Source organism: Hyphomicrobiales bacterium, assembly GCA_016710435.1.
Lineage (GTDB): Bacteria > Pseudomonadota > Alphaproteobacteria > Rhizobiales > Aestuariivirgaceae > Aestuariivirga.
The window spans coordinates 34,441-44,955 of the sequence record JADJVV010000012.1 but is presented as its reverse complement, the minus strand read 5'-3'; the positions used below and the strand labels follow the sequence as shown (position 1 = coordinate 44,955).

Genomic DNA, 10,515 nt, shown 5'->3' with positions numbered 1-10,515 from the left:
TTCACGCGCCCGCCTACCTCCCCATAAACCCCTCCCCCGGGGCACGTTTTCGCGCGCGTTACCCATACTCTGCACTCGGATTGACCGATTTCCGTTCGGCAGGTCTGGACGGTACCTTCGATGAGCCGGGACACTAAATCCCGAACACGGTAAGGCGCGCGCCACTCTTTGCGGGTGTCGCGGGTTGGGCGTAAGTCGTTATCCTGTAATGGTTTAACGATCCTGCACCCCTCCATCACCCTTTCCACCAAAACCGTCACAATCGCAAAATCGAAAGAGTCTATCCATGAACACCGACAACGTCGAAACCGACAAGCCCGAAACCACGGAAACCTTGACTCCTGCACAGATCGCCCTTGCTATGTCCCTCTATGCTTCGGCATCGAAGGAAGAGAAGGCGAAGATGCGCAAAGCTGGTTCCGGTCCCTCCAAGAAGGTTTCCCCCCTTGCTTCCTTCGTGGCATCCGTGGCAACCTTCAAAACGGCCAAGGAACGCAAGGAAACCATTGTCTCTCACGTTTCCACGGAAACTGAACCTTCCCGCGTTCGTGTTTGGCGTGAACCGACCGTGAAGTCTGCTAAGGATGCTTTCGCCCTTGGCCATCGCGTCGCTTCCGTGGTCAAGGATCTGGACACTACCGTTTCCTTTGGCGGGAAAGGGGGAAAGATCCTCGTTTCCGACAACGCTCACACCGTCCAGTGCGCTCGCTTGTTGGTGGAAGCACTGGAGGATGCCAAGGAAAACGGACTTCCCCGCAACCACCCAGAACGTCGGGCGATTGTTGCGGCTCTTCGCAACGTGGCGACCCTCTAGGCCACTTGGACGGAAAGGAAGGATCCCGGTCCTTCGCTAGGTCCTGCAATGGCCTACCGTCCTCTATCCTTGGATCTGGACTAGATCCCTTCGTCATCCGTGCAGTGTCGCGACTACTTCCGACCCTAACGCACGTTTGCACGTTGCTTTTCCGCGAGTCGCGAGACATCGACTCACGAGAGCTGGTTTAAGGCGCGACTCTTCCGCCTCCCTTCCCTCCATGGGACAAGCAATGCTTGTGGGTTCCGGTCCCCTCGTTTCTTTTGACATCGTTGGGCATCCGTCAATGGATGCATGAGTCTTTCCGGATTCCCAGCTAGTCGCTGGGGACCAGAAAACCGGAAAGGCCAAACCAAAACCGCCACCAAACGGAAAGAACGCGACCGGAGAGCCCGGGCGCGGTTTTTCGCCGTTTCCGCTTCAGTGCAGGTGGCGGGATCCCTAATCGCTCAACAATGGAGGACACATGAATTACGAGATTGCGCATCAAATCTTGACTGTAGGGATTTATGCTGGCGTCGCCTACCTCGTTTGGAAGACAAAATAATGGACTCCAACGAACTTCCCCCGATCCGTGAATGGCTCTTTCGGAGACGCCTAAGCGATCGCTTCTACCAACTAATCGCCAAAGGAGAAACGAATGCTTCTGCCGTCGTGCGGTGATTGCGAGTATGATAAAATTGGATGCACCGGGTCTGATACCGTTTGCAAGGTGTTCGCACCAATGAAAACATTTTTGATGAAGCAAGTCGTGCACTTGCATTCGAATGAATCTCATCTTCGGTCTGTTCTTGCGGAGATCATGAGTTTTTCTGCAAGAAAATCCGAGGAGCTTTCGCCAACACAAGATGAAGGCCATTTCAACGACATGATGTTTGTCGCTGATCTCGCTGAAAACGCTCTTAATCAAGGAGAATCTAAATGAGGCTTGCCGCATTGTGCGAACTGCCAATCGAAGAGCTCGCCATGTTCTGCTCCACCGAAAAAGAGGGAAAAATCTTCAATCGGTACATGGATGGAGAAATCACTCGGCGTGAAGCGAAGTTCTTGCTTCTGTCCGAGTTCAGGCTTGCCGGATACTATCCACAAGGTTCCTTGTGGGAAGGGAAGCTTCCCGAGATCGTCCTGGAGCCCGGCTCATGATCGCCCTCTTCCGCTTCCTGTCTGTCCTCAAGCGCAATGACCGGCGCTGGGAGCAAGGGAGGGTTCGCGCCACCGTCGTCCTCCGAGGTCTTCGTGGATATTGATTCCCTGCTTCGGTACGCATTCATCACTTCCTGGATCGTGACGTCTGGCGGCTTCATCATCGCCATCATCTCGCTTCAGCGTCGCCCCTAACTGGCCATGGCGGGTTCGAATCCCGTCACGGGGCTTTCCACACGGGGACATCCCCATTTCACAACAACAGGAGAAGCGAATGCTCAACGCGACACAACGAGAGCGCGTCGAATACCTCATGACCGAATTGAAGACGCTGGCCGAAGCGACTGACGCCAACCTAGCTATCGCCTTCATGGGGATGAACGACGACGGAAAATCCACGATGGCTGGCGTCGTCACCAACATGACCGCAACCACGGCCGAGGCGTTCGAGAAGAATTGGGTCGTTGGCTACATCGTCAAATCCGCCATCATGGCCATCGCCAATGGCGTGGATGCCAAGGAGAAGACGGAGAAGATCATGGAGACCTTCAAGGGGCTGTCCCCCGAAGAGATGGTCGCCAAGCTCAAGACCCTTCTTGGCGAGGACTCCCCCAGTGCGTGACACCATCGGAATCCTGCTCGCTACCCTGGCTCCGGTCCAGGCGCCCCATCGTGACACCGTCGCCCTGGTCACCGCACCACCCCTGGTGGTCGTGGTGATGGCGGCACGGGCCACAGCACCAACACGCCTGTCGACCTGCTACGAGTCACGGTATGGGCAGTGCTGGTCGGAGGACTGACTCGTGGACCCGCGAGTAGTCCTCATCATCTCGATCGCGGACAACATCGTCTCCAGCGGGAAGATGGACAAGATGCAGGTTCCAGCGCCATTCCGCTCCCAGGCGGAGTGGGCTGTGCATCTTGCAAAACTGCGCGTCTCCAAGTTTGAAGGAATCTTGGCTGGCATCGAGTTTTGATTTCGCCCTAACTGGCCATGGCGGGTCCGAATCCTGCCGGGGCGCCTATCCACCAGGGGAAATCCCCATTTCACAACACGAGGAAACCATGAGCAATCTGAACAACGAGAACGAGATCACCCTGACCATCGGCGGCAAGCCCGTCGACTTCGTTCGCAAGGACAGCATCCAGCTCGCCAGCCCCATCATGGGTGACAAGCGCATCATCGTGGCCGACCGTGGCTGGGTGTTTGTCGGAACATGCGAGGACCACGACGACGGATCTGTGACCATCCGTGGCGCCAAGAACATCCGTCGCTGGGGAACTACCAAGGGTCTGGCGGAGCTGGCAAATGGTCCGACCGCCAAAACCGTGGTCGACGATGGCGGAACCGTCCGCTGTACCCCGATCGTGGCAATCGCCGTCGTCAGCGGGTGGTAGTATGCCACAACCACTTTTAATCCGGTCGGACGGCTACGGCTACGGCTACGGCTACGGCTACGGCTACGGCTACGGCTACGGCTACGGCGACGGCGACGGCTACGGCTACGGCGACGGCGACGGCTACGGCTACGGCTACGGCTACGGCTACGGCTACGGCTACGGCTACGGCTACGGCGACGGCGACGGCAACGGCGACGGCAACGGCTACGGCTACGGCTACGGCTACGGCTACGGCTACGGCAACGGCGACGGCGACGGCGACGGCAACGGCAACGGCGACGGCAACGGCAACGGCAACGGCGACGGCGACGGCAACGGCAACGGCAACGGCAACGGCGACGGCGACGGCAACGGCAACGGATAACCAATCACCCAGGAGAAAATCATGCTCGGATCCCTCTTCAAGCTCGGCGTTGGCCTTGCTATCTCCCCCATCAAGATCCTGGATGCCGGGGTCGACATCGCCACCGGAGGTAACGGATCTCGCCAAGGATCGCCCCTCAAGGCTGTCACCGACCTCACCGACGACATCGCTGGTGGAATTGGTGACGTGTTCGACGACATCCTGTAACCCTCCATCGGGCCGCGAATCGCGGTGACCACCCACCCCTCCGCCGGGTGGCGGCCCATCCCATGACACGAGCGCCGTGGTACGGTGCGCTCGACCAACATCGAGAAAAAGGAAAAACACCATGTCGAATCTCCTCAACACCGCCAAGAGTGCCATCATCGCCCAGGACAACGAGTTCCCGGTCGGTTGCGTGGTCGTCGTCGATCGCACAGGAACCGCCGTTGCCGTGGTCGCTGCGACGAAGGATGGAACTCCGATTATCCAGGGCGAGGACGGAATCTCCGCCCCTGTCGCTGCGCACCATCTCCGTCACGCCACCAACGAAGAGCTGAAGATCGCGGGCATCGAGAAGATCCAGTTGTCCCAGGATGCGCAGATCAAGAAGGGCGACTTCTGGGCCCTGACCGAGAAGCCGGGTCGCCTGCGTCTGGTGGGCGACGCCGTGGGCAAGTTCCCCACGGACTTCCCCAAGTCCGTGTTCTTCCGGTTCTGCCCGCTGGTCTAACCGGGTTCCGGTCGCACCAAATCATGGGGAGGATGGTTTCAATGGCCATCCTCCCTTTTCACTTTCGCCCTCACGGTTCGATTCCGTGGAGATGTCCTCACACAGGATCCGGTCGGGTCCGCAACAACAGGAGGGCTCCATGCCTGACTTCATGAAGTTCATGTCGAATGGCGGCGTGATCCGCATCCAGGATGTCGGCTACGCAAAACAGTCGACTGTCGTTTTCAACAACGCCGACTATCCTCCAGGAACGACGCCATACCTGGTGGTCAACAACGACGACCTGTTGAAGGCGTCGATCGAGAGCCTGTACCGCTCCTTCTCGATTGGAGTCGCTCATGACCTGTAAGCTCCTCATTCTCCCCGCCATCCTCCTGGCATCCTGCACCCCGACCGAGCCTGGTCCCGTGCAGGAATACCGGGAGACCTACTACCAGTCCACCACGATCTGCGTGTACCGCTTCCAGGATCGGCGTGACCTCGTGGCCGCCACGTCCTGCGGCGAGGGGCATGAGCGGGTTGCCATCGGGTACACCGTCCAGGCCATCGACGGGGACTGCGAGCCCTCCTTGATGTCCCTGCACGAGTTCAGGCAGATCTGGGGGTGCCAGTGAAGGGGAAAAAGACGCCACACCGCCCTGAGCGGTGTCGCCAGTGCTTCTATGCTGGGGAGGGTCCATGTATCCTGTTCGGCCGGAACATGAGTGTCAATAAACGAGGTGAGCCCTGGGAAAACTGGGTTTGCCGTAAACGCAAAATCATCCGTCTTCGAAAGGAATAATCGTGGGAACGCGAGCAATCATCATCGCGCAATGCAACATCGATAAAATGTGGTATGGGCGCTACAAGCAATTTGATGGAGGGCCAATGGATATTGGTCCTCATCTTTTGGAGTATCGCAATTCTCCAGGAGAGATTGGAGCTTGGATAGTTGCAATGCTTCATTCAAAGGTGCGTTTTCATCTCCTTTTGAAAGGAGATGAAAACGCACCTATCATCGTCAAAGACCCTGTTGACGCAGAGTGCATTTGGTGGAATTGCTTCTACCGATGGGACGGATCCCAATGGATCTATGGTCGCCCAGTCAGGGAAGGCGGGTTCGGGCAAGGAGAGCGCCCGCTTTCTGAGGTGATGGCCGAAATCAACGCAAAACAAAAGAGGTGACTCGTGTGCAAACGCCATAACATGGACGTCAAAATTGAAAGTGTCTGGGTGTCCGGTGGTGCCGTTCGGGTCACCGCGATGCTCAATGACCAACCGTGCAACGGGGCGTTCGCCCTTCTCAAGGGAAGCGCAAGGCAGCGCCTCCTCGATGAGGCGACCATCCTGGCTGGACGGGCAAACGTGCTGATGGCCAGAGCGGACGTTCTCCGCATGGCTGCCAGCGAGAACATCATCATCAACGAGGAAAACGACAATGCCAAAAATCCATGAGATCATCGCAATGCAGATGCTGGACGACGACTGGTTCCGGTCGTCCATGAGCGAGGCCCTTGCCGCGGCGGGCTACCCCGTCGACCTGCCGTCCCGCCGTCCCGCCCAGGAGGAACTACCCCTTCCGTACACCACCCCGCCCCAGGAACTCCTGGCGCCCAGTGCGTGGCGCATGCTGGTCGACGACGACCTGATCCAGGATGGCGACCAGTGGGCGCCCCTGAAGGAGCCGGATCGCTGGCGTCCAGTGGGCGACTCGGTCGGCACCCGCCCATCCAACTGGACCAAGTCGCACTTCCGTCGCAAGGTTGGCGTCGAGCAGATGGCGGTTGCCGAGCGGGTGATTGCGCAAGAACGAGGATTTCCTGGATCGTCGTACGGAACTCGCGCCGTCGAGTGGCATGTGATCCAAATGGTGGTTGGACGGTTGGTGTGGGTGAAGGACAATGGCGATAGGAGCAATGCGCGTCGCGAGATCGCCATCATCAAGAGCGTCAACGGTCAAAACAGCATCACCATCAAGACGATGTCTGGAGAAAAGACGGTCAACACTCCATTCGAGCTGTTCACCCTCGATCACGACGAACAATGGATGATCGGGATGCGTTGCGCGATCCAGGATTCGCCATTTAACGAATTCGACTCGGGACGGCGCGACATTCTCACTCGCATCACGAGTGGGTCGTACAAATTCGACGACAACTGGATGTTCTGCTGCATCGATGAGGCGTACTACACGGAAGCTATCAATCGGGCGTGCGCGCATTCCTCCGTCACTCCGGATGCTCTCGAATACCGATGCATCGTGGCTGGCCAGCCAGTACATGGCGCCGACATCGGCGATCTCGTGTGGATTGGCGATGGTGATGATCGCAAGATCGCGATCTTCCGCGGCCTGCTGACTGGCGAGATGGTGTTCTCATTCGATACCGAGAATGGTGTTGCGAGCGCGCCGTCGTTCGTGAAGCTGGAGGATGCCCCGAAATGGTGGTTGGTTGGATTCATGTGCAATATCAGCGACTATCCGAATGGGATATGGGTTGATGAGCCAAAGCGCATAAATGAATACGATCCATCGCGGAGCGATTCGTTCCGACATCAAATGTGGTGGAAATTCGCAAAGATTGCTGAATCCCACTACTACGCCGTCATCAACGATGCCATGGCGAACATTGCACAACTCCAGGAGGCGCCATTTTGAACACTCACGAATTTGGCGAGGAAATCGTCATGGAAGTCGATGAGGAGGAGAAGGAACCGATCCTCGTGAAGTGCCCGCGATGCGGTGAGATGGTCGAGGTCGACTCCGAGGACGAGGAATACGACCATTGCGACAACTGCGAGGACTGGATCGAGTGCGAATGCTGTAGCGAATGGAAGAATCCTGAAGGATCGGGATTTGTGCACGTCACGCTTGACAATGCATCAGAATCCAAGGAGTGGTGTGAATCGTGCATCAGTGACAATGCGTATTGGTGCGAGCATTGCGAGGAGTATTTTGAGGATGAGTTGAACAGCGTGAGCACTGGTCGACGCAGTCCCGAAAAGCATTTCTGCGACACCTGTTGCAGCAGTGAGGCGTGGAAGTGTGAGGATTGCGATCAATGGTTCATGTATGACGTCGACAATGCTGGGTACGACTACATGAATCTGTGTCAGTCGTGCTACGATGACAACCACCACTTTTGCGAACATTGTGATTCGTCGTATCATAACGATCATCCGTGTGATTGCGATGACGACGATGACGAGGAGCGTGATGGTGGAAGTTGCGGCGAGCGCATCAAGCCATACGGACAACACGGAAGATTCAAGAAGCACGAGACGCTCCCTGGTCCGATGATCGGGCTGGAGATGGAGGTCGGATCGTTCGACAGCCCTAACAATGGGTTGATGGACGACTACGTGACGACGCTTGGCGAGGACTTCGCGTTCCCGACGCGTGACGGGTCTCTTTCGCGAGCGACTGGCATCGAGTTCATTGGGCATCCGCGGACTGCGCTTGACCATCTTGCGATCTGGGGGGATTACGAGAAGTTCTTCGAGCTGATGGAGACGCACGAGGCGCGGCTTGACCTGTACCCATCTGGGTGCCACACGAACATGAAGCTGCTGCGTGAGGACGGGATGAGGGCTGCGACAATCGCGGTCGAGCGGTTCCGGTCGGCGTTGATGCTGTTCACGGACCCCGCATCCAGGAGGCGCCGCGAGAGCTACGTCCACCACGAGCAATCCATCAAGGACGACCCCAAGGATTGGCAAACCCAGAAGGGGCATGGCGCAACCCAACTGAAGCCGCATGACGACCTTGTCGAGTTCCGCATCGCCGGGATGACGCTCGACATCCATCGCTTCCATGCCCAGATCCAGCTGTACCACAATCTCTGGTCGTGGTGCGACGACACCAAGGATCCTTGGCTGGCGTCGTACATTCCGTTCGACGAGATCTTCCTGCCGACCATGTTCAACAACCACATCGCCGACGTCATCGAAATGGGAATGTCTATCGGGCCCATGAAGGTGAATGTCGGATCCATCGACAAACCAGTACCGCGCCGCCAGCGTGCGGCGTAAACGAAAGAACGAAAAAAATGTGTATCGCCATCATCAAACCTGCCGGCGTCGAGCTTCCTGACGCCAACACCTTCGCCAACTGCTGGCGCTCCAACAGCGATGGCGCGGGGATCTGCTACCCGTGCAACGGGGGCATCCAGATCTACAAGGGGCTCAAGACCTTGGAGGAGTTCATGGACGCCATCGAGATGCTGCGGGCGCTGGACCCGAACATCGAGCGTGGCCTCATGTTCCTGCACTTCCGCATCGGGACGCATGGTGGACGCACGGACCCCAAGCACACCCATCCCTTCCCCATCGGGATGGACCAGGAGGCGATGGAGGCGTTGTGCAAGGTCACGCAGACTCCGGTCCTCATGCACAACGGGATCATCAGCGACTACGGGTACGACAAGGGTGTCAGCGACACCATGGCGTTCGCCAGGGACGCCATGCCCTTCTTCATGGACCACCTGGATGACCCGAATGCGCTCCGTGCGATCAGGTCCATCATCGGTACCGACCGCCTGGCCGTCATGACGCCAAGCGGGGCGGTGACGAGGATCGGCCACTGGCTCGAGGTGAACGGCTGCTTCTACTCCAACGATGGTTACCGCGACATCGGCCGCACTGGCTTCCGCAACTACGGATGCACCACCGTCGGATCCCTGGATCGCGAGGGCGACTGGGAGCAGGATTGGTACGGGCGATGGAACAAGCTGGTCGACGACGCCACTCCTGACCTCGAGGAAAAGAAAATTCCGAAGGTCGACGAGCTTTGGAGCGACCTCGTGTACGAGGAGTTCTGCGAGACGTTCGCCAAACAGACGGAGGCATGGGCGATCATCGCGGTTCAGGGGAAGATCGATATGCAGGCCCTGAAGGCAGAGGCACACATCTATGATACCGATGGCGACGATGCGGACACGTTCGCTCGTGACGCCTGGATGACTCTCCAGTTCTTGAGTGGGGGGCTGCCACTCTCGGAGTTCGAGGAGTACGTGTACTATGAGCGCGCCCTTGATGACGACGACGATGAGGAGGCGCCCAAGGTGTTCGAGGGGGAGTTCGTGACGATCGATGGACAGGAGGTGGTGTCGTGATCGAGGAGCTGTATCGATCCGTGCGCAACGCCACCCCGCTGTTCGCCACCACGACCGTGTCCTGGACCGACGGCACGAGAACCGTCCGTTCCGTCAACCTGGCGGACGATGGCGCCTTCACCGTGCTGCGACGCATCATCATGGCGACTGCCGCGCGCGGCGGTACCTTCATCATCGAGCCACAGGAGTCGCCTATGAAGTACGTCGTGAACCACAAGGGATTCGAGATCGAGGTCACCAAGGAAGGGCCTATGTCGTTCGTGGCATGGGTGATGGGGGAGAAGACGGGCGAGGGGCAGACCGTGTCCGAGGCGGAGCGATCTGCCCGGGAAGCGATCGATGGAATGGGTGGTGACGAATGAATCGTCTCAAGCAATTCGCAATCGTCATCCTCTGGTACATCAGGAGCCTCCCGTCCAGGACCTGGTTCATCGTCACCGCCTTCACCCTGTTCTACCTGTTCCTGGTGGGGCTGGTGGATGTGGTGATGAGTGCCTACCTGGGTCCGGTCGCTGGCCATGTCGCGTCCGTCTTCGCAGGGATCTCGTTGTTCCCTGCGTGGCTGGCGTCCCTGGCCGTCCAGGGCCCACCGCGATGATCGAGGCGGCCCGTAGCTGGGTCGCTTCCTTCCCCTCCAGGAAGGCGCTTGGGGCGGCCGTACGGGCCAACGACTTCAAGCCCTTCCCATTTGACGGCCCACAGGTAGGTCCTGCCTGCTGGGTCGTCACCATTTCAGCCGACCGGACTGGGGTGTATCTTCTGGACTCCGGTGGTGGGATCCATCGGGTCGCATGGGAGGAGCTGTGAAGCCCATCAAAGTGGCGTGGAGAAACAAGTCGCAGCGCGGGGCCATCGACAAGTGGTCGCGCCAACCAACAGCCGTGGGCGCAAGGATGCTGGCGCGAACCGACGTCATCGTCAGCGTTCTGGCCGAGGTCCTCGACATCACGAAAACGCACGCAATAGACCTGGCAGTCATGGCGATGATGGA

General features: G+C 58.3%; 19 protein-coding genes. All 19 read left to right on the top strand.

The genetic code is table 11. From position 1 onward, the window contains the following. Nucleotides 1–286: 286 nt before the first annotated feature. The 19 genes from IPM06_18785 (at nt 287) to IPM06_18695 (ending at nt 10,122) form a co-directional block, all read left to right on the top strand. Nucleotides 287–814 carry a hypothetical protein gene (locus tag IPM06_18785; protein MBK8772450.1) on the top strand — a complete coding sequence of 176 codons (528 nt, stop codon included), beginning with the start codon at nt 287–289 and terminating at the stop codon, nt 812–814. 640 nt (nt 815–1,454) lie between these two features. Continuing rightward, nucleotides 1,455–1,739, top strand: a complete 285-nt coding sequence (locus tag IPM06_18780) for a hypothetical protein (protein MBK8772449.1) — start codon at nt 1,455–1,457, stop codon at nt 1,737–1,739. Continuing rightward, nucleotides 1,736–1,957, top strand: coding sequence for a hypothetical protein (locus IPM06_18775; GenBank protein MBK8772448.1), 222 nt, complete (start codon nt 1,736–1,738; stop codon nt 1,955–1,957). Before IPM06_18780 ends, IPM06_18775 begins: the two co-directional genes overlap by 4 nt. A gap of 274 nt (nt 1,958–2,231) precedes the next feature. Next, entirely contained in the window at nt 2,232–2,579 is a 348-nt protein-coding gene (locus IPM06_18770; GenBank protein MBK8772447.1) for a hypothetical protein, read from the top strand. Then, nucleotides 2,554–2,757, top strand: a complete 204-nt coding sequence (locus IPM06_18765) for a hypothetical protein (protein ID MBK8772446.1) — start codon at nt 2,554–2,556, stop codon at nt 2,755–2,757. Before IPM06_18770 ends, IPM06_18765 begins: the two co-directional genes overlap by 26 nt. Before the next feature lie 3 nt (nt 2,758–2,760). Then, nucleotides 2,761–2,934 (top strand): hypothetical protein, encoded by a 174-nt coding sequence (locus IPM06_18760; GenBank protein MBK8772445.1) that lies wholly within the window; start codon nt 2,761–2,763, stop codon nt 2,932–2,934. Nucleotides 2,935–3,022: 88 nt separating this feature from the next. Next, nucleotides 3,023–3,355, top strand: a complete 333-nt coding sequence (locus IPM06_18755; GenBank protein ID MBK8772444.1) for a hypothetical protein — start codon at nt 3,023–3,025, stop codon at nt 3,353–3,355. Nucleotide 3,356: 1 nt separating this feature from the next. Beyond that, the gene (locus tag IPM06_18750; protein MBK8772443.1) at nt 3,357–3,722 is read left to right on the top strand and encodes a hypothetical protein; all 366 of its coding nucleotides are present in this window, start codon (nt 3,357–3,359) and stop codon (nt 3,720–3,722) included. A 21-nt stretch (nt 3,723–3,743) separates the two neighbouring features. Beyond that, nucleotides 3,744–3,929 (top strand): hypothetical protein, encoded by a 186-nt coding sequence (locus tag IPM06_18745; GenBank protein MBK8772442.1) that lies wholly within the window; start codon nt 3,744–3,746, stop codon nt 3,927–3,929. A gap of 121 nt (nt 3,930–4,050) precedes the next feature. Then, nucleotides 4,051–4,434, top strand: coding sequence for a hypothetical protein (locus IPM06_18740; GenBank protein MBK8772441.1), 384 nt, complete (start codon nt 4,051–4,053; stop codon nt 4,432–4,434). 139 nt (nt 4,435–4,573) lie between these two features. Beyond that, complete coding sequence (locus IPM06_18735) at nt 4,574–4,783, top strand: hypothetical protein (protein MBK8772440.1); 210 nt, start codon at nt 4,574–4,576, stop codon at nt 4,781–4,783. Then, nucleotides 4,773–5,048 carry a hypothetical protein gene (locus IPM06_18730; protein MBK8772439.1) on the top strand — a complete coding sequence of 92 codons (276 nt, stop codon included), beginning with the start codon at nt 4,773–4,775 and terminating at the stop codon, nt 5,046–5,048. Before IPM06_18735 ends, IPM06_18730 begins: the two co-directional genes overlap by 11 nt. Before the next feature lie 169 nt (nt 5,049–5,217). Further along, nucleotides 5,218–5,598, top strand: coding sequence for a hypothetical protein (locus tag IPM06_18725; GenBank protein ID MBK8772438.1), 381 nt, complete (start codon nt 5,218–5,220; stop codon nt 5,596–5,598). Nucleotides 5,599–5,619: 21 nt separating this feature from the next. Next, the gene (locus tag IPM06_18720) at nt 5,620–5,868 is read left to right on the top strand and encodes a hypothetical protein (GenBank protein MBK8772437.1); all 249 of its coding nucleotides are present in this window, start codon (nt 5,620–5,622) and stop codon (nt 5,866–5,868) included. Beyond that, nucleotides 5,852–7,069, top strand: a complete 1,218-nt coding sequence (locus IPM06_18715) for a hypothetical protein (protein MBK8772436.1) — start codon at nt 5,852–5,854, stop codon at nt 7,067–7,069. The genes IPM06_18720 and IPM06_18715 overlap by 17 nt, the downstream gene beginning before the upstream one ends. A 29-nt stretch (nt 7,070–7,098) precedes the next feature. Beyond that, nucleotides 7,099–8,442 (top strand): hypothetical protein, encoded by a 1,344-nt coding sequence (locus tag IPM06_18710; protein MBK8772435.1) that lies wholly within the window; start codon nt 7,099–7,101, stop codon nt 8,440–8,442. Nucleotides 8,443–8,459: 17 nt separating this feature from the next. Then, nucleotides 8,460–9,524 (top strand): hypothetical protein, encoded by a 1,065-nt coding sequence (locus tag IPM06_18705; GenBank protein MBK8772434.1) that lies wholly within the window; start codon nt 8,460–8,462, stop codon nt 9,522–9,524. Beyond that, complete coding sequence (locus tag IPM06_18700) at nt 9,521–9,886, top strand: hypothetical protein (protein ID MBK8772433.1); 366 nt, start codon at nt 9,521–9,523, stop codon at nt 9,884–9,886. The genes IPM06_18705 and IPM06_18700 overlap by 4 nt, the downstream gene beginning before the upstream one ends. After that, nucleotides 9,883–10,122 (top strand): hypothetical protein, encoded by a 240-nt coding sequence (locus IPM06_18695; GenBank protein MBK8772432.1) that lies wholly within the window; start codon nt 9,883–9,885, stop codon nt 10,120–10,122. The genes IPM06_18700 and IPM06_18695 overlap by 4 nt, the downstream gene beginning before the upstream one ends. Nucleotides 10,123–10,515 lie beyond the last annotated feature (393 nt).

What these genes read in the sequence shown, in the direction of transcription:
- IPM06_18695 (MBK8772432.1), top strand. Translation starts at nt 9,883, where the DNA reads ATGAATCGTCTCAAGCAATTCGCAATCGTCATCCTCTGGTACATCAGG.
- IPM06_18755 (MBK8772444.1), top strand. Translation starts at nt 3,023, where the DNA reads ATGAGCAATCTGAACAACGAGAACGAGATCACCCTGACCATCGGCGGC.
- IPM06_18735 (MBK8772440.1), top strand. Translation starts at nt 4,574, where the DNA reads ATGCCTGACTTCATGAAGTTCATGTCGAATGGCGGCGTGATCCGCATC.
- IPM06_18740 (MBK8772441.1), top strand. Translation starts at nt 4,051, where the DNA reads ATGTCGAATCTCCTCAACACCGCCAAGAGTGCCATCATCGCCCAGGAC.
- IPM06_18750 (MBK8772443.1), top strand. Translation starts at nt 3,357, where the DNA reads ATGCCACAACCACTTTTAATCCGGTCGGACGGCTACGGCTACGGCTAC.
- IPM06_18730 (MBK8772439.1), top strand. Translation starts at nt 4,773, where the DNA reads ATGACCTGTAAGCTCCTCATTCTCCCCGCCATCCTCCTGGCATCCTGC.
- IPM06_18715 (MBK8772436.1), top strand. Translation starts at nt 5,852, where the DNA reads ATGCCAAAAATCCATGAGATCATCGCAATGCAGATGCTGGACGACGAC.
- IPM06_18705 (MBK8772434.1), top strand. Translation starts at nt 8,460, where the DNA reads ATGTGTATCGCCATCATCAAACCTGCCGGCGTCGAGCTTCCTGACGCC.
- IPM06_18785 (MBK8772450.1), top strand. Translation starts at nt 287, where the DNA reads ATGAACACCGACAACGTCGAAACCGACAAGCCCGAAACCACGGAAACC.
- IPM06_18710 (MBK8772435.1), top strand. Translation starts at nt 7,099, where the DNA reads ATGGAAGTCGATGAGGAGGAGAAGGAACCGATCCTCGTGAAGTGCCCG.
- IPM06_18775 (MBK8772448.1), top strand. Translation starts at nt 1,736, where the DNA reads ATGAGGCTTGCCGCATTGTGCGAACTGCCAATCGAAGAGCTCGCCATG.
- IPM06_18770 (MBK8772447.1), top strand. Translation starts at nt 2,232, where the DNA reads ATGCTCAACGCGACACAACGAGAGCGCGTCGAATACCTCATGACCGAA.
- IPM06_18745 (MBK8772442.1), top strand. Translation starts at nt 3,744, where the DNA reads ATGCTCGGATCCCTCTTCAAGCTCGGCGTTGGCCTTGCTATCTCCCCC.
- IPM06_18720 (MBK8772437.1), top strand. Translation starts at nt 5,620, where the DNA reads ATGGACGTCAAAATTGAAAGTGTCTGGGTGTCCGGTGGTGCCGTTCGG.
- IPM06_18780 (MBK8772449.1), top strand. Translation starts at nt 1,455, where the DNA reads ATGCTTCTGCCGTCGTGCGGTGATTGCGAGTATGATAAAATTGGATGC.